This window comes from Curtobacterium sp. UNCCL17, assembly GCF_000686685.1.
Lineage (GTDB): Bacteria > Actinomycetota > Actinomycetes > Actinomycetales > Microbacteriaceae > Curtobacterium > Curtobacterium flaccumfaciens.
This window is the reverse complement of record NZ_KK366000.1, coordinates 125,887-143,185: the sequence shown is the minus strand read 5'-3', so window position 1 is coordinate 143,185 and position 17,299 is coordinate 125,887. Positions and strand designations below refer to the sequence as shown.

Below are 17,299 nucleotides of genomic sequence, written 5' to 3'. Positions count from 1 at the left end.
TCACCACGTGGACGGGTAGAGCTTCGCCTCGGACGCGGAGGGGGCTACTCGGTACTTCTCGAGCACCTGGGACATGAGTGTGCGGAACGCCGGAGCCGCTCCGCTGGACCACTTGTTGGTCTGCGGCTTCGTGAACGTCACCGTGACAACATACTGGGGGTCTTCGGCGGGTGCCATTCCGGCCACCGACGTGATGCGCTGACCGCCGTAGCCCTGCGACCCCTCGGCCACCTCGGCGGTCCCCGTCTTCGCGGCGATGTTGTAGCCGGAGATCGGCTTCATGCCCACCAGCGTGCCACCCGTGACGACGCTCTGCAGCATGCCGGTGACCTGGGTGGCGGCGGCTGCGGAGACGACCCGCTGCTTCTGCACGTCGGGCGCGTCGATCGTCTTGCCGTCCTCCGTGGTGCAGCCCTTGACGAAGTGCAGCGGGATCCGGACACCGTCGTTCGCGATGGTCTGGAACACGCTCGCGACCTGCACCGCCGTGGTCGAGATGCCCTGGCCGAACATCGAGTTGATGTTCGTCTGCTGGTCCCAGTTCGGGGTGGTGCCGTAGTCCATCGAGGGCTGGCCCGGGTAGTCGATGGCCGTCTCCGGCTCGAACAGCCCGAACTTCTTCATGTAGTCGAAGCGCTGCTGCGATGTCAGCCGTGCGCCGAGCTCGGTGATGCCGACGTTCGACGAGTTCTGCAGGATGCCCGTCAGCGTGAGGTTCTCGGTGGCGTGGAACTCGGAGTCGTGGATCGTGCCGCCCCAGGGGAACGTGCGCGAGTACGGCACGACGGCCTGGTCGGTGGGGCTCGACTTGCCCTGGTCGAGCAGCGCGGCGGCGATGGCGGCCTTGATCGTGGAGCCCGGCTCGTACGACGCGGTCAGGGCGCGGGAACCGAAGGCGCCCTTGTCGGTCGTGGCGTCGACGTCGTTCGGGTCCACCGTCGGGTAGTCGGCGACCGCCAGCAGCTCACCCGTCTTGACGCTCGTGACCGTCGCCGTCGCGGACTCCGCCTGCAGGGTCTTGGCGGCGGACGCGATGGTCTGCTGCGCCATGTACTGCAGGTCGCTGTCGATGGTGGTCTCGAGCGTGCCGCCGTCCTTGGCCTTCTTCGTGGTCACGGTGCTGCCCGGGAGCTGCACGCCGTCCTCGCCACGCTCGTACGTCTCGGAGCCGTTGGTGCCCGCCAGGCACTGGTTGTAGGAGTACTCCAGACCGGCCTGAGCGCCGTCGGTGCCCATGAACCCGGTGAGGTTGCCCGTCGTCGCACCCGTCGGGTACACCCGCGCCGCCTGTGGCTCCGGGTACAGCCAGGGGATGCCGAGCGCGCGCACGGCCTCGTAGTGCTGCACGTCGAGGCCCTTGACCAGGTACGCGAAGTCGGACTTCGGGTTCGCGGCGATGTTCTTCCGCATGGTCGCGACGTCACCGCCCGAGGCCTTCGCCAGCGCACTCAGGGCGGTGCCGACACTGACGTCCTTGATGCGGGTGCCGCCGAGCTTGCCCTTGAAGCCCTTCACCAGGCGCGGCGAGGTCGTGATGTTGTACCGGGTGACGCTGTCGGCGAGTTCGGTGCCGTTGCGGTCCACGATCGACCCGCGGGTGCCGTAGATCGTCACGGGGATGCTGCGCTTCTGCGCCGACGCCTTGTTCAGCTCCGACGCCTGGACGACCTGGATGTCGACGAGCCGCACCACGAACACCCCGACGAGGGCGATCACGGCGAGCATCACGATGCTGTAGCGCAGGCGTCGGTTGCGGATCGTCTTCGTCACGCGGTGCGGTCCTTCCCGGGCGGTGCTGAGGGTGCGGCGGACCCGCCGGTCACCGGGTGGAGGGCGCCTGGAGCGGGTTCGCGTCGGACTCTACGGACGACTTCGCCGTCCCCTGGTCCGACGCGCTGGCGCCGCTCGTCTTCTCAGACGTGGCGGTGCCGTCCGCGGATCCTGTGGCGCCCGCCGTGTCCTTCGTGCTCGACGTGCCCGTCGTGCCGGTCTCCTTGCTGGTGGAGGTGTCCCCCGGCTTCGTGGCCAGCGGCACGTCGCTCAGCAGTGAGTTCGGCACCTGGTTCTCGGTGGACGCCGTGGCCTCGTCGGGCTTCGCCGGGGTCGGCGTGCCGTACACCCGACCGGTCTTCGGGTCGAGGTACACCGGCGTCGAGTTGGCGATCATGCCGAGCGACTGGGCGTTGCGGGCCAGGTTCTGCGGCGAGTCGAGGACCCGGAGCTGCTCGGACAGCGACTGCTGCGTGCGGGACAGGTTCGTCTGCTCGGCCGACAGCGAGTTGAGCGTGTAGGCGCCTTGGCTGAGCACCATGCTGATGCCGAGCTGGGCCAGCAGCAGGATCCCGAGCGCGGCGACGGCCACCACGGCGTACCCGATGCGGGGGCGTGCGCGCCGCTGGGCCGCGGTCGGGGTGACCTCGACCAGCTCGGGGCGGCGCTGACGGTCGGGGCGCGGGGCCCGCGACGGGACGACCGCAGGGTCGACGAGTGCGAGGTTCGTGCTCATGTCAGTTCCGGATCCGCTCGGCCGCGCGCAGGCGCACGGGCGTTGCTCGGGGGTTGGCGGCGCGTTCGGCCTCGTCGGCCAGCTCGGCGCCCTTGACGATCAGGGAGAAGGTGGCGGCGTGCTCGGGCAGCTCCACCGGCAGGCCTGCGGGGGCGCTCGACTTCGTGCGCGCCACCAGTGCCCGCTTGACGATGCGGTCCTCGAGGGACTGGTACGACTCGACGACGATCCGGCCGCCGACCGCGATGGCGTCGAGCGCCGCCGGGATCGCCCGCTCGAGCACGCTCAGTTCGGCGTTGACCTCGATGCGGAGCGCCTGGAAGACGCGCTTGGCCGGGTGCCCCTGGCGCTGGATGGCAACCGGGGTCGCGTCGTGCAGCACCTGGACCAGGTCGCCGGACATCTCGAACGGCTTCGTCGCGCGCCGCTCGACGATCGCTCGGGCGTAGCGTCCGGCGAGCTTCTCCTCGCCGTAGCGCTGGAAGATGCGGCGGAGTTCGCCCTCGTCGTAGGTGGCCAGGACGTCGGCGGCGGTCTGCCCCTCGGTCCGGTCCATCCGCATGTCGAGCGGGGCGTCCTGGCTGTACGCGAACCCGCGCTCGGCCCGGTCGAGCTGCAGCGAGCTCACGCCGAGGTCGAAGAGCACGCCGTCGACCTTCGTGAAGCCCTCGCCCTCGATCGCGTCGACGATGCCGTCGTACACGGTGTGCACGAGCCGGACGCGGTCACCGAAGCGGGCCAGGCGCTCCCCCGCGATGCCGAGTGCGTCGGTGTCCCGGTCGAGTCCGATGAGCGTGAGCTCCGGGAACCGCTCGAGCAGGCCCTCGGAGTGGCCGCCCATGCCGAGCGTGGCGTCGACGACGACCTTGCCCGGGCCCTCGAGCGTCGGCGTGAACAGGTCGACGATGCGCTGGAGCATCACCGGCGTGTGCGGGAAGCGTGGCGTCTCGTTGTCGTTGTCGGCCATGTGCAGCCCCTCGTCTCCTGGGCCGTGGGTCCGGATCCCCATCCATGCGACCTGACACCGGGGAAGTGGTGTCAGGGCTTCACGGCTGGGAGTCCCGATCCGCGGATCAGAAGATCCCCGGGATCACCTCCTCGTCGTTGTCGGCGAATGCCTCTTCGGCTTCGGCGTAGTAGGCCTCCCACGCGGGGGTGGACCAGATCTCGGCACGGTCACCGCTGCCGATGACCGTGAGGTCCCGCTCGAGCCCCGCGTACTCGCGGAGGTTCTGCGGGATCGTCACGCGGTTCTGCTTGTCGGGCTGTTCGGCGCTGGCCCCCGAGAGGAACAGACGCATGTAGTCCCTGGTGCGCTTCGACGTCATCGGGGCGGTCCGGATGCGCTCGTGGAGTTCCTCGAACGTCCGGGCACTGAAGACCACGACGCAGCGTTCCTGGCCGCGGGTCATCACGAGCCCGCCGGACAGTTCGTCCCGGAACTTGGCGGGGAGGATCACGCGACCCTTCTCGTCGAGCTTCGGGGCATGAGTACCGAGCAGCACGTCGGGCCTCCCCTCCGCTCCACCGGACCGTTGCGAGCCCCACTTTACTCCACTCCCCTCCCCACGCCCAGGATTCCGCTCCCTTTTCGGCCCGCGACACCCCTACTGGGGGCACGCAGACCGGAATGGACCAGGCAGCGACGACCTCCAAGGCCCGGAATCATGCGGTTCGACAGCACCGGGGATGGCGTGGAGGAAAGTGGAGGACTTTCGCAGCCGGTGGAGCACTCCGGGGCGCGCCGCGGGTGCAGGGTCGGCCCCACCACACCCGGCTTCCGGTCAGCGCACGGTCACGACGTGCCGCCGCCGCAACGCCGAGTGGTCACGAACCGTCGCTCGCGCCGGCCCCGGCCGACAGTTCCCGCGCCCTCGGCAACCCGCACGCAGCGTGTCGTGACCACTCGCGCACGCACGCGGCGACGGTCCACCCCCGGCCTGGAGGCCCGCCCCACCCTCGTCGCGTCGCCCACGCGGGCGCACGGTCGGCCCCACCACGCCCGGCTGCCGGCCAGCGCCAGGTCACGACGTGCCGCCGCTGCGACGCCGAGTGGTCACGAACCGTCGCTCGCGCCGGCCCCAGCCGACAGTTCCTGCACCCTCAGCGACCCGCACGCGACGTTTCGTGACCACTCGCGCGGCACGATCCCACCCCCGGAAACACGAAACGGGGCCGACCCGAAGGCCGACCCCGTGGAGGAGTGTGGAGGGAGTCCTGCTGACTCCTGTCAGCTACTGACTCTGGTCGTTTACTAGCCCTGATCGTTGCGCTTGTCCCAGCGCTCGTTCATCCGGTCCATGAAGGACCCGCCGCCACCGGTGGACGGACGCGCCGACCCACCGGACGCGGGCTTGCCCGGTCGAGCGGGCTTCGCCTTCGGGGCACGCATGCCCGGTCGCAGCGCGAACAGGACACCGGCGAGCATCACGACGAAGCCGAGGATGCCCAGCAGCGGCGCCTTGATGACGAGGCCGACGATGACGATGGCGACCCCGGCGAGTGCGCCGAGGACCCCGAGCGTGATGGCTGTGTACGTCGGACGACCCTGTCGACGTGTGACACGAGCCACGAAATCGGAATCGTTCTGGTAGAGGCTGCGCTCCATCTCTTCGAGAAGGCGCTGCTCCTGTTCCGAGAGCGGCATCTTGGTTCCCTCTGTTCCTGGGATCGACGCGGGGTTGAAAAACGCGGGTTGAGTGGACCGATTCTATGCCTCGACCACTCCACTAGGGTAGGGATCGTGGCTGAGAGTACGCGATTAGTGGACCTCGTATCGGCGCGTATCGACCGGGCACTCGACGAGCAGCGTGAACGGCTCCTCGCGATCAGCCCCGACCTCGCGCCGTTCGACCGGTACGCACGAGACCTGTTGTCCGGCGGCAAGCGCTTCCGGGCACTGTTCTGCTACTGGGGATGGCAGTCGGTGGCGGGCCGTTCGGGCTCGTTCGACCCGCTGGCCGAAGGGTCCCGACAGACCACCGCCGAGGCGGTCGTCACGGTCGCCGCCGCGCTCGAGGTCTTCCACGCCGCCGCCCTGGTGCACGACGACATCATGGACCGCTCGGACACCCGCCGCGGGCGTCCGGCCGCGCACCGCCGCTTCGAGTCCCTGCACGAGGAGTCCGGCTTCGTCGGCGACCGCGGGCAGTACGGCACGAACTCCGCGCTGCTCCTCGGCGACCTGCTGCTCTCGCTGAGCGACTCGGTCTTCGACGAGGGCCTCGCACTCCTCGACCCGGTGCGGGCCCGCATCGTCCGCCAGGAGTTCCACGCGATGCGCCTCGACGTCACGGCGGGGCAGTACCTCGACGTGCACGAGGAGACCGCCTGGCCGGTCATCGACGAGTCCGAGCACCTGCTCCGCGCCCAGCGCGTCATCGTCTTCAAGTCGGCGAAGTACTCGATCGAGGCCCCGCTGGTCATCGGTGCCCTCGTCGCCGGCGCGAGCGACTCCCAGCTCGAGGGCCTCCGCGCCTTCGGGCTCCCCCTCGGCGTGGCGTACCAGCTCCGCGACGACATGCTCGGGGTCTTCGGCGATCCCGAGGTCACCGGCAAGCCGGCCGGCGACGACCTGCGCGAGGGCAAGCGCACCGTCCTCATCGCCTCGGCGCGCAAGACGCTGGCGAACGGCCCACGGCAGCTCCTGGACGAGCTCCTCGGAGACCCCGACCTCGACGAGGAGCAGGTGCAGATGCTCCGTGCGACCCTCACCGAGTCGGGCGCCGTGGCCGCCGTGGAGCGGTCGATCGAGCGGCACGTCCAGCGCGCCAAGGCGGCGCTCGACGCCTCGCCGCTGACCCCGTCGGCGCGCGAGCAGCTCGCGTCGCTGGCCGACACGGTCAGCCGCCGGTCGTCCTAGACGCGAGGCCAGGACGGACAGGAGGCCCGTGGCGACGCCGCCACGGGCCTCCTGTCCGTCCGGATGGCGTCTAGAGCAGCGACTGGGCGACGCGACGCACCTCGGCCTTGCGGCCTGCGCGGAGCGCCGCGATCGGCGTGGTGCCCATCGCGTCGTCGACGGTGAGCATCCAGCGCACCGCCTCGTCGTCGGTGAAGCCGTTGTCGCCGAGCACGATCAGCGTGCCGCGGAGCTCGGGCATCGGCTCCCCGTCCTCGAGGAACTCGACCGGCACGCGCAGCACACCGCCGACGCGGGCTGCCAGCAGGGTCTTCTGCTCGAAGAGTCGGTGGATCCGTCCGGGGCTCGTGCTGAACATGTCCACCAGCTCGGGGACGGTCAGCCAGCGTTCGGAGAGGGACAGGTCGTCGGCGGGTGCGGCACTCACACGCCCATGGTGCCAGAGTGACCGCCGGAGTGAATCCGCCTCGTTCGTCACATTCGTCACATCCACCCCATCTGACTCTCTGGTTGACTTGGGAATCAGGCCATGCCAGCGTTGTGGCACCTGTGAGTGCGCGCACGCGTGCGCACGGCTCAGTCGAGATCAGGAGAAACCCGTGGACCACGCTGCAGACGAAGTCGCCCGGCGCGCACGATCCGCCCGGTTCGCCACCATGCCCATCGTCCTCGCGGGCACGATCGCCGTGACCGCCGGCCTGACCGGCCCGATCGCGCACGCCGAGCCGCGGCACGACGACGCCGACGCGAACCACAAGCGCCACGTCGACCAGGACCGCGCCGTGACCGACCGCCCGGTGTTCGGCACCGCCGTCGCCCGGCCGACGCAGACCGTCGTGCGGACGGTCGCCGCCACCACGAAGGCCCCCACCACCTACACCGTCCACCACGGCGACACGGTCTCGGGCATCGCAGCCCGCTTCGGCCTGTCGGCGCAGGAGATCCTCGTGCGCAACGGCCTGGGCTGGAACACGATCATCCACCCCGGGCAGACGCTCCACCTGGCATCGACGCCCGCCGTCACCACCGCATCGGTGCGGACCTCCGGGTCGACCGGCGGCTCCGGCTCGGACACCTCGAGCTACCACGTGAAGCAGGGCGACACCGTCTCCGCCATCGCGTCCCGCGTCGGCGTGTCGACCACTGCGCTCCTCAGCGCGAACAAGCTGTCGCAGCGCAGCGTCATCTACCCCGGGCAGACGCTCCGGGTGCCGCACGGAACGTCATCGACGCCGTCGGCGTCCACCGCCTCGGCTCCGTCGACGAAGACGAGCGTGAAGATCAGCGCCGGAGACACCGTGGCCTCGATCGCCGCCGCGCACCACGTCTCCGTCAAGTCGCTCCTGTCGGCGAACGGCCTGTCGTACACGAGCACGATCTACGCCGGCAAGACGCTCGTGATCCCGTCGTCGAACGCCACCGCCGCACCAGCGGTCTCCGCGAGTGCAGCGGTCAGCGGTGCCGTCGGCCTGAGCGCCGAGCAGCGCCAGAACGCCGCGACCATCGTGGCCGTCGGTCGATCGCTGGGCGTCCCGGACCGCGGCATCGTCGTGGCCCTCGCCGCCGCGATGCAGGAGTCGAGCCTCCGGAACCTGCCGCACGGCGACCGCGACTCGGTCGGCCTGTTCCAGCAGCGTCCGAGCCAGGGTTGGGGCAGCGCGCTGAAGCTGCAGGACCCGGCGCACGCCACCGCGCTGTTCTTCGGCGGGCGACACAACCCGAACGCCGGCAAGACCCGCGGCCTGCTCGACGTGCCCGGTTGGTCCTCGATGAGCATCACCGACGCGGCCCAGGCCGTGCAGCTCTCCGCCTACCCGAAGGCCTACGCCACCTGGGCGAGCGCCGCCCAGGGCTGGCTGGCGACGCTCTGAGCCTCATCCGGAAGATCGAGATTGGGTCACGGGCGGTGCGCCGGTGCGTCCGAGTGCGGTTCCGATTCGTAGAATGCCGCCGATGACCACCAACGCCGCCACGGATCCGATGATCGGTCGCATGATCGATCAGCGGTACCGCGTCCGCTCCCGCATCGCGCGCGGGGGCATGGCGACCGTCTACCTCGCGACCGACGTGCGCCTCGAGCGACGCGTCGCGATCAAGATCATGCACGGGCACCTGGCTGACGACCAGGCCTTCCGTGAGCGCTTCATCCAGGAGGCCCGGTCGGCGGCCCGGCTGTCGCACCCGAACCTGGTGGGCGTGTACGACCAGGGCGCCGAGGGCGAGATCGCCTACATCGTCATGGAGTACATCCCCGGCATCACGCTGCGGGACCTGCTGCAGGAGCACCACGCCCTGACGCCCGAGCAGGCGACCGACATCCTGCGCGCCGTGCTGGCCGGCCTCGCCTCGGCCCACCGCGCCGGGATCGTGCACCGCGACCTGAAGCCCGAGAACGTCCTGCTCGCCGACGACGGCCGCATCAAGCTCGGCGACTTCGGCCTGGCCCGGGCCACGACCGCGAACACGGCGACCGGCGCGGCCCTGCTCGGCACGATCGCCTACCTGTCCCCCGAGCTCGTGACCCGCGGCGCCGCCGACTCGCGCAGCGACATCTACGCGCTCGGCATCATGCTCTACGAGATGCTCACCGGCGAGCAGCCCTACAAGGGCGAGCAGCCGATGCAGATCGCATACCAGCACGCCAACGACTCCGTGCCGGCACCGAGCGCCGCCGTGTCCGGGGTGCCGCCGGAGCTCGACGAGCTGGTCGCCTGGTCGACCGCACGCGACCCCGAGGACCGCCCACGCGACGCCCGCGAGATGCTCGACCACATGTCGGGCAACCAGCAGCGCGCGACCGGCCAGTACCGCACCGCCGTGCTCCGCCCCGAGAACGGCACCGCGATCCTGCCCTCGGGTGGCGCCGGCACGCTCGGTGCCGCAGCGGCCGCAGGAGCCGCAGGTGCGGACGAGACCGCCATCATCGACCGGTCCGGCGACCGGGACACGGGCGACCGCGGTCGAGCACCCGCCCGTGCGCGCGGCAACGCCCCGGGCCCCCGTCGCACCGGGGCACAGCCGGGCGTGCTCTCCCCCGCCGGACAGCGGCTCGCCGACCAGTCGGCGAAGCGTCGGAAGCGCGGCTGGATCCTGCTGTCCGTGGTCGTCGTGCTCGCGCTGATCGGAGCCGGCTTCGGCTGGTACTTCGGCCCGGGGCCGGGTGGCAACGTGCGGATCCCGGAAGTCACGGGCAAGTCGGTCTCGCAGGCCCGGCAGCTGCTCGAAGCACAGGGCCTGCAGGCGGCGTCGAAGACCGGGACACGGTTCGACGCCGTCGTCGCGAAGGGGCAGGTCTCCACGACGAAGCCGGCCCCGAAGCGCGAGGTGCAGAAGGGCACGGCGGTGCAGATCGTCGTGTCGAACGGCCCCCGGATGATCCCGCTGCCGGCGATCGTCGGGCAGCCGCTCTCCACCGTGACGGCCGCACTCGACGACGACTTCGAGCTGCAGGACGACCGGTACGAGTTCTCCGCCGACGCCCCGAAGGACACCGTGGTCGCGGCGACCGGTCGCGCGTCCGGCGGCAAGCCGCTCGACCTCACGACGGTGAAGGCCTACGGCGAGACCGGGCAGGTCACGCTGACCGTCTCGCTCGGCCCCGTGCCCGACGTGGTCGGCAAGACGGTCGACGAGGCCGCCTCCGCACTCGACGACGTCGGACTGCTCCTCGGCGCCCGGACCGAGGAGTACAGCGAGACCGTGCCAGCGGGTCAGATCGTCTCCGCCGCCGTGCAGGGTTCCCCCGCTGTGCGCGGGTCGGCCGTGGACGTCGTCGTGTCGAAGGGTCCGACGCCGATCACCGTGCCCGAGGACGGCGTCGTCGGGGCGACGATCAACGAGGCGACGAAGACCCTCGAGGACCTCGGCCTCAAGGTCTCCGTGCCCGACTGCACGAACATCCTCTGCGGCTTCTACGACTGGAAGTCGAAGCTGCCGGTCACCGGCACCGACCCGGGCGCCGGTGCCACGGTCCACCGCGGCGACACGGTCACCCTGTCCTACGACCAGTAGGGGCCGGGGCGGACGCTGCACGGGCGGTGTGCCGCCAGAGCGACACTCTCTCGTCCGACAGCGCCGACACCGTCGCGAAAGCGACAGTGTGCCGCCACCGTTCGGCAGCACACTGTCGCTTTCGCGAGCAGCAGATGCCGACGCTCCGCACCCTCGGCCGTCGACGCGACCCCGGGACGGACGGGAGGCCCGTGACGGCGCCGTCACGGGCCTCCCGTCCGACACACGAAAGCGACAGAACCCCGCGAACATGCTGCGGGGTTCTGTCGCTTTGGCGACACGGTTCGTGCGTTACGAGCGGTCGGGCTGGTGCGCGCCGAGTTCCTCGGCCACCAGGAAGGCGAGCTCGAGGGACTGCATGTGGTTCAGGCGCGGGTCGCACAGCGACTCGTAGCGGGTGGCGAGGGTGGCCTCGTCGATGTGCTCCGAGCCGCCGAGGCACTCGGTGACGTCGTCACCGGTGAGCTCGACGTGCATGCCACCCGGGTACGTGCCGACCTGGCGGTGCGCCTCGAAGAAGCCGAGGACCTCGTCCACGACGTCGTCGAACCGGCGGGTCTTGTAGCCCGTCGGCGTGGTCAGGCCGTTGCCGTGCATCGGGTCGGTGACCCACAGCGGGTTGGCGTCCATGCCCTTGATCGCCTCGAGCAGCTTGGGCAGCTCGTCGCGGATCTTGCCCGCACCCATCCGCGTGATGAAGGTCAGGCGACCCGGCTCACGGTTCGGGTCGAGCTTGTCGACGAGCGCCTTCATGTCGTCGACGCTCGTCGTCGGGCCGAGCTTCACGCCGATCGGGTTGCGCACCCGCGACAGGAAGTCCACGTGGGCGCCGTCGAGGTCCCGCGTACGCTCACCGATCCAGATGAAGTGACCGGACGTGTCGTACGCCAGGCCGGAGCGCGAGTCGATGCGGGTCATCGGGCGCTCGTAGTCCATCAGCAGCCCCTCGTGCGAGGCGTAGAACTCGACGTGCTTGAGCGCCTCGAAGTCGGCACCGCAGGCGTCCATGAAGCGGATCGCGCGGTCGATCTCCTTGGCGAGGTGCTCGTAGCGGGCGTTCGCGGGGTTCGAGGCGAAGCCCTTGTTCCACGAGTGCACCTGGCGCAGGTCGGCGAAGCCCCCCTGCGTGAAGGCCCGGACGAGGTTCAGCGTCGAAGCAGCGGTGTGGTACCCCTGCACCAGGCGGCGCGGGTCGGCCGTCCGGCTCTCCGGCGTGAAGTCGTAGCCGTTCACGATGTCACCGCGGTAGGCGGGCAGCGTGACGTCGCCACGGGTCTCGAAGTCGCTCGAGCGGGGCTTGGCGAACTGCCCGGCCATGCGCCCCATCTTGATGACGGGCATCGAGGCGCCGTAGGTCAGCACGACGGCCATCTGCAGGATCGTCTTGACCCGGTCGCGGATCGAGTCGGCGGTGGCACCGGCGAAGGTCTCGGCGCAGTCACCGCCCTGCAGCAGGAAGGCCTTGCCCTGGGCGGCGGCGGCGAGCCGCTCACGCAGCTTGTCGACCTCGCCCGCGAACACGAGCGGCGGGAGCGTGGCGATCTCGGCCGAAGCGGCCTCGGCAGCGGCGGCGTCCGGCCAGGTCGGCTGCTGCTTGATCGGGAGCGTCCGCCAATAGTCGAGCCCCTCGATGACGTCCGGATCCTGCAGGGCGACGAAGTCGGTCGACTCGAACAAGGGCGTTACCTCGGTGTTCTGTGCGGGCGGCCCGACGACGCGCTACCGGCACCGGGCCGCACGTCGTCGATGGGCGTCCTGGCGGGGTGCCGGGACCATCAGAGCCTAACGTGCAGGCGTCGACTTCCGTTCCCGCATGACGGCCTCGCGCGCGGAGCTCGCCCGCTCCTTCACGCTGGTGGCGTAGACGTCCACGTACTCCTGTCGGCTCAGACCGGCGAGCTCGTGCATGACCTCGTCCGTGACGCTGCGCAGGATGAAGCGGTCGGTCTCGAACCCCTGGAACCGCGAGAAGTCGAGCGGCTTGCCGAACACGACCCCGACGCGCTTGATCTTCGGGAAGCGCTGCCCGATCTGCTGCACCTCGCGCGTGCCGACCATGGCGACGGGCACGACGAGCACGCGCCCCTCGAGGATCATCCGGGCGATGCCGGTGCGGCCGCGGTAGAGCTTGCCGTCGGGGCTGCGGGTGCCCTCGGGGTAGATGCCGAGCTGCTCACCGCGTGCCAGGACCTGCAGGCCGGTGCGCAGCGATGCCTCGGACGCCTTGCCGCCGGAGCGGTCGATCGGCAGCTGGCCGATGGCGTTGAAGAACGTCTTCGTCGCCCAGCCCTTCAGCCCGCGGCCGGTGAAGTAGTCGCTCTTCGCCAGGAACGAGAGTCGGCGGTCGAGCACCGCCGGCAGGATCACCGAGTCGATGAACGAGATGTGGTTCGACGCGAAGATGACCGGGCCCTTGGCGGGCACGTGCTCACGCCCGACCACCCACGGCCGGAACAGGGTGAGGATGAGCGGGCCGAGCACGAAGTTCTTCAGCAGCCAGTAGGTCATCGACGACTCCAGGTGGTGAGAAGGTGGTGGCCCGGGTGGGTGGCCCGAACCTACGCCGTGCGGGCGTGGATGCGGGCGAGGTCGGCGGCACCGACGACGCCGGCGTCGTTGACGAGCTCGGCGATCACGAAGTCCGGCTCCGGGTGGTACCCGCGGGCCGGCAGGTTGTTGAGGTACGCCTGCTTGATCGGGTCGAGCAGCCGGTCCCCCGCGCTAGCGACGCCGCCGCCGAACACGAAGAGCTGCGGGTCGAGCACCGCGGACAGCGACGCGCACGCCTCGCCGAGGTGTCGACCGAGCCGACGGAGGGCCGCGAGGGCACCCGGGTCGTCGGCCAGGATCAGGTCGCCGACGATCTTGCCGTCGAGCTGGCCGCCGTTGTCGGCGCGGGCGTCGGCCAGCGCCGAACCGATGCCACCGGCGTCGGCGACGTCGTTCGCCATGCGCTGCAGGGCACGACCCGAGCCGTACTGCTCGATGCAGCCGCGGGCACCGCAGCCGCAGGGCAGCCCGTTCGGGACGATGCGCAGGTGGCCGATCTCGCCGCCGGTACCGAAGCCCCCGCGGAACAGACGGTCCTCGGTCACGATGGCGCCGCCGACGCCCGTGCCGATGGTGAGCATCGTCATGTCGGACACGAGCCGACCGGCGCCGAACCGGAACTCGGCCCAGCCCGCGGCGTTCGCGTCGTTGTCCACCGTGATGTGCAGGTCGCCGAGGCGCTGCTGCAGCTTCTGCCGGAGCGGTTCGTTCCGCCACCGGATGTTCGGCGTGTAGTAGACGATCGACTGCGAGGCGTCGATGAACCCGGGGGCGGCGACCCCCACGGCGCCGACCTGGTGGAGCGAGCTGAGTCGCTCGACCATCGAGACGACGTCGTCGAGCATGGCGTTCGGGTCCGCAGCGTTGGTGGCCACGCGGTCCTCGGCGACGATCTCGCCCAGTTCCGTCACGACCGCACCCGCGATCTTGGTGCCCCCGATGTCGATTCCGATGGCGTGCACGAGCAACGAGCCTACCGGTTCGCCGCGAAGTCACGGAACGCCCGGTGACGCGTCCTATGCTGGCGGTGTCGCCTCGGTGTTGAGGCGCACTCGAGTCGAACCGGCAGACAAGGGAGTCACCGTGAACGATCAGCGTCCTGCACGCAGCAGCGCCTCCACCGACACGTCCACCGCTGGCAGCGCCGCCACCGGGACCACACCGTCGGCCGGCAGGCACGCCACACCCGCTGGCGTCGGCACCGGCGCGGCTGCACCAGCCGCCCCGGCCGCACCGACCGCCCCTGCCCAGGACCACCCGGTCTCCGCGGCCCACGGCGGTCCCGTCGCCCCGGACCACGGCTCGGCGGCACGGCTCCTCGGCGACCGCGTCCGCCTGACGCCCGACCGTCCGATCCTGGCCCAGCGCCACGGTGACACCTGGACGACCTTCACCGCGGCGGAGACGCTCGCCCGGGTGCGCGGCATCGCCAAGGGCTTCGTCGCCGCCGGGCTCGAACCGGGCGCGCATGTCGCGATCCTGTCGCGGACGCGGCTCGAGTGGACCCTGGTCGACTTCGCCGTGTGGACAGCCGGCCTCGTGTCTGTGCCCGTGTACGAGACGAGCTCCCCCGACCAGGTGCGCTGGATCCTGTCCGACTCCGAGTCGGTCGCGATCGTCGTCGAGCAGGAGGAGCACGCGCGCCGCGTCGCCTCCATCGCGCCCGACCTGCCCTCCCTGGGTCAACACTGGACGATCGACGGCGGCGGCCTCGACGACCTGACCCGGCTCGGCGAGGACGTCACCGACGACGAACTCGACGCCCGGACCGCGAACGTGCACGGCCACGACGACGCCACGATCATCTACACCTCGGGCAGCACCGGCCGACCGAAGGGCTGCGTCCTGCGGCACGACAACTTCACCGCCACGGTCGAGGGCGCGAGCGAGGCGATGCCCGAGGTCGTCGCCGACGGCGCCTCGACCCTGCTGTTCATCCCGCTCGCCCACGTCTTCGCCCGGTTCATCGCCGCGATGTCGGTGTCCGCCGGCGTCCTCGTCGGCCACGAGCCGGACACCAAGGACCTGATGCGCGCGGTGTCGACCTTCAAGCCGACGTTCCTGCTCGCGGTCCCCCGGGTGTTCGAGAAGATCTACAACTCAGCGGAGCAGAAGGCCGACCTCGGTGGCAAGGGCAGGATCTTCCGCGCGGCCGCAGACACCGCGGTCGCCCACTCCGAGGCCCTCGCAGCCGGCAGGGTGCCGTTCCTGCTCGGCCTGAAGTTCAAGCTGTTCGACCGGCTCGTGTACGCCAAGCTCCGCGACGCCCTCGGCGGCCGGGTCGGGTACGCCGTCAGCGGTTCGGCACCCCTCTCCCCGCGGCTCTCGCACTTCTTCCGCTCGATCGGAGTGCTCATCCTCGAGGGCTACGGCCTGACCGAGACCACGGCACCCGCCACGGTCAACCGCGCCCGCGAACTCCGCATCGGGACCGTCGGCCGCGCGCTGCCCGGCATCGAGGTCCGGATCGCCGACGACGGCGAGATCCTGATCCACGGCGTCGACGTCTTCGACCGGTACTGGCGGAACGACGAGGCGACCGAGCACGCCTTCGCCGACGGCTGGTTCCGCACCGGTGACCTCGGCCGGCTCGACGCCGACGGGGTCCTCACCGTCACCGGACGTGCCAAGGAGCTCATCGTCACCGCGAGCGGCAAGAACGTCGCCCCGGCACCGCTCGAGGACGGCATCCGCGAGCACCCGCTCATCGGCCAGGTCGTGGTCGTCGGCGAGGGCAAGCCGTTCGTCGCCGCGCTCGTGACGCTCGATCGCGAGATGCTGCCCGGCTGGTGCGAGTCCCGCGGGATCACCCCGGCACTGAGCGGGCACGAGGCCGCGTACGACGAGCGCGTGCTCTCCGCCGTCCAGGAGGCCATCGACGCCGCCAACGGACGGGTCTCCCGCGCCGAGTCGGTCCGGTCGTTCACGATCCTCGACACGGACCTGACGGAGGCCTCCGGGCACCTCACGCCGAAGCTGACGATCAAGCGGTCGGTCATCCTGAAGGACTTCGCCGCCGACATCGACCACATCTACTCCGGGTCGAAGGTGCAGACGACGGCGACCCCGGTGATCGAGGGTCGGCGGCGCAACCGCGCGTAGCGCCCGTCGGGCGTACCGGGTCGATTCGGGCGTACCGGATCGGTTCTTCTGACCAGGTACGCCCGATTCCGCTAGGTGGGCGCAGGTCGGAGACGCGACCGCCTGGAGGCCCGGCGCCGGTCCGCCGGACTGGCGCCGGGCCTCCAGGCGGTTGCCGCGCGGTCGGCTGGCAGCTTTCGGTCGTACCGGGCCGATTCGGGCGTACCGGGTCGTTTCTTCCGACCAGGAACGCCCGATTCCGCCAGGCACACGCGGGGCCGACCCTTAACCGACCGGCTACGGGCGTACCGGGCCGACTCGGGCGTACCGGGCCGACTCGGGCGTACCGGGTCGATTCGGGCGTACCGGATCGTTTCTTTCGACCAGGTACGCCCGAATCCGCCAGGTACGCGCGGGTGTGGACGCAACAGCCTGGAGGCCCGGATCACGTCCGTCGGACGTGATCCGGGCCTCCAGGCCGTACAGCGGGCGCCGGGGCGCCTGCGGGGCTCAGGCCTCCTGCGACTGCTCCGTCGCGGGGGCGTCGAGGACGGCGGTCGAACCGGTCGTGACGGTGGTCTCGGCTGGCCGACGGTTGGTGCGGGTGCGGTGCGAGCTGAGCTCGTCGTTCTGACTGGTCATGCGGGAGTCCTGGGGGGATGGGATGGTCGTCGGTGGGAGGCCGACAGCAGCACGGTACCCCCTCGTCAGGACAAAGCGACAATTCCCCGTGGGGGTGTCAGACCACTGTTCACAGCCGGCGAACGCGGGCCTGTGCAGGCACTCAGTGGAACCAGTCCTGCGCACGGATGTCGCGCAGCGCCTGTCGGCGGATCTCGGGGTCGAGCGTCATCACGTAGACGGTCCCGTCGAGGTGGTCGCACTCGTGCTGGAGCGCCTCGGCCATCAGGCCCGTGCCCTCGAGGACGACCTCGTCGCCGTCGACGTCGACACCCCGCACCTTCGCGTACGGGGAGCGACGCGTCGGGTAGCCGAGCCCCGGGACGGAGAGGCACCCTTCTTCCATGAGCTCGGGCTCCCCGGAGACCTCGACGATCTCGGGGTTGAGGACGTAGCCGACCTCGCCGTCCACGTTGTACGAGAACGCACGGAGTCCGACGCCGATCTGGGGCGCGGCCACTCCGGCACGTCCGGGTTCCTTGACGGTGTCGATGAGGTCCTGCACGAGGTCACGGACCCCGGCGCTCCCGAGCAGTTCGGGGCGGATCGGGTCGGCCGGCGAACGGAGGACGGGGTCGCCGAACAGGCGGATGGGACGAACGGTCAAT

At 70.6% G+C, this 17,299-nt stretch carries 15 protein-coding genes; 4 read left to right on the top strand and 11 right to left on the bottom strand.

The genetic code is table 11. The annotated features are described in order from the left end of the window. The 5 genes from BR70_RS0105505 to BR70_RS0105485 form a co-directional block, all read right to left on the bottom strand. Nucleotides 1-1,770 (bottom strand): peptidoglycan D,D-transpeptidase FtsI family protein, encoded by a 1,770-nt coding sequence (locus tag BR70_RS0105505; RefSeq protein WP_027465244.1) that lies wholly within the window; start codon nucleotides 1,768-1,770, stop codon nucleotides 1-3. 49 nt (nucleotides 1,771-1,819) lie between these two features. After that, a complete protein-coding gene (locus tag BR70_RS22175; protein WP_051596679.1) occupies nucleotides 1,820-2,506 on the bottom strand; it encodes a cell division protein FtsL in 687 nt (228 codons plus the stop codon). 1 nt (nucleotide 2,507) lies between these two features. After that, a complete protein-coding gene (rsmH, locus tag BR70_RS0105495) occupies nucleotides 2,508-3,473 on the bottom strand; it encodes a 16S rRNA (cytosine(1402)-N(4))-methyltransferase RsmH (RefSeq protein WP_027465243.1) in 966 nt (321 codons plus the stop codon). 106 nt (nucleotides 3,474-3,579) lie between these two features. Then, entirely contained in the window at nucleotides 3,580-4,011 is a 432-nt protein-coding gene (mraZ, locus tag BR70_RS0105490) for a division/cell wall cluster transcriptional repressor MraZ (RefSeq protein ID WP_017886616.1), read from the bottom strand. 749 nt (nucleotides 4,012-4,760) lie between these two features. Then, nucleotides 4,761-5,153 (bottom strand): DUF3040 domain-containing protein, encoded by a 393-nt coding sequence (locus BR70_RS0105485; RefSeq protein WP_027465242.1) that lies wholly within the window; start codon nucleotides 5,151-5,153, stop codon nucleotides 4,761-4,763. A 96-nt stretch (nucleotides 5,154-5,249) separates the two neighbouring features. Between BR70_RS0105485 and BR70_RS0105480 the strand changes: the two genes are divergently transcribed. Beyond that, nucleotides 5,250-6,368: a polyprenyl synthetase family protein gene (locus BR70_RS0105480; protein WP_027465241.1), complete on the top strand. Its 1,119-nt coding sequence runs from the start codon at nucleotides 5,250-5,252 to the stop codon at nucleotides 6,366-6,368. 70 nt (nucleotides 6,369-6,438) lie between these two features. Here the strand turns inward: BR70_RS0105480 and BR70_RS0105475 are convergent, their stop codons facing one another. Next, nucleotides 6,439-6,795, bottom strand: a complete 357-nt coding sequence (locus BR70_RS0105475; protein ID WP_173033316.1) for an Rv2175c family DNA-binding protein — start codon at nucleotides 6,793-6,795, stop codon at nucleotides 6,439-6,441. A gap of 172 nt (nucleotides 6,796-6,967) precedes the next feature. On the opposite strand from BR70_RS0105475, the gene BR70_RS0105470 reads away from it, so the two are divergent. Further along, complete coding sequence (locus tag BR70_RS0105470; protein WP_027465239.1) at nucleotides 6,968-8,239, top strand: LysM peptidoglycan-binding domain-containing protein; 1,272 nt, start codon at nucleotides 6,968-6,970, stop codon at nucleotides 8,237-8,239. A gap of 82 nt (nucleotides 8,240-8,321) precedes the next feature. Beyond that, nucleotides 8,322-10,379, top strand: a complete 2,058-nt coding sequence (gene pknB, locus BR70_RS0105465) for a Stk1 family PASTA domain-containing Ser/Thr kinase (protein ID WP_027465238.1) — start codon at nucleotides 8,322-8,324, stop codon at nucleotides 10,377-10,379. A gap of 291 nt (nucleotides 10,380-10,670) precedes the next feature. Here pknB and BR70_RS0105460 read toward each other — a convergent pair whose 3' ends face one another. From BR70_RS0105460 to BR70_RS0105450, 3 genes are all read right to left on the bottom strand, one after another. Then, the gene (locus BR70_RS0105460) at nucleotides 10,671-12,056 is read right to left on the bottom strand and encodes a class II 3-deoxy-7-phosphoheptulonate synthase (protein WP_051596677.1); all 1,386 of its coding nucleotides are present in this window, start codon (nucleotides 12,054-12,056) and stop codon (nucleotides 10,671-10,673) included. A gap of 105 nt (nucleotides 12,057-12,161) precedes the next feature. Continuing rightward, nucleotides 12,162-12,887, bottom strand: a complete 726-nt coding sequence (locus BR70_RS0105455; RefSeq protein WP_027465236.1) for a lysophospholipid acyltransferase family protein — start codon at nucleotides 12,885-12,887, stop codon at nucleotides 12,162-12,164. Between the two features lie 50 nt (nucleotides 12,888-12,937). Next, nucleotides 12,938-13,891 (bottom strand): ROK family glucokinase, encoded by a 954-nt coding sequence (locus BR70_RS0105450; RefSeq protein WP_017886608.1) that lies wholly within the window; start codon nucleotides 13,889-13,891, stop codon nucleotides 12,938-12,940. 121 nt (nucleotides 13,892-14,012) lie between these two features. Between BR70_RS0105450 and BR70_RS0105445 the strand changes: the two genes are divergently transcribed. Continuing rightward, nucleotides 14,013-16,031, top strand: a complete 2,019-nt coding sequence (locus BR70_RS0105445; protein WP_027465235.1) for an AMP-dependent synthetase/ligase — start codon at nucleotides 14,013-14,015, stop codon at nucleotides 16,029-16,031. Nucleotides 16,032-16,520: 489 nt separating this feature from the next. Here the strand turns inward: BR70_RS0105445 and BR70_RS23840 are convergent, their stop codons facing one another. Further along, the gene (locus BR70_RS23840) at nucleotides 16,521-16,652 is read right to left on the bottom strand and encodes a hypothetical protein (protein ID WP_258366694.1); all 132 of its coding nucleotides are present in this window, start codon (nucleotides 16,650-16,652) and stop codon (nucleotides 16,521-16,523) included. Between the two features lie 142 nt (nucleotides 16,653-16,794). After that, nucleotides 16,795-17,298, bottom strand: coding sequence for a peptide deformylase (locus BR70_RS0105435; RefSeq protein WP_027465234.1), 504 nt, complete (start codon nucleotides 17,296-17,298; stop codon nucleotides 16,795-16,797). Nucleotide 17,299: the final 1 nt, after the last annotated feature.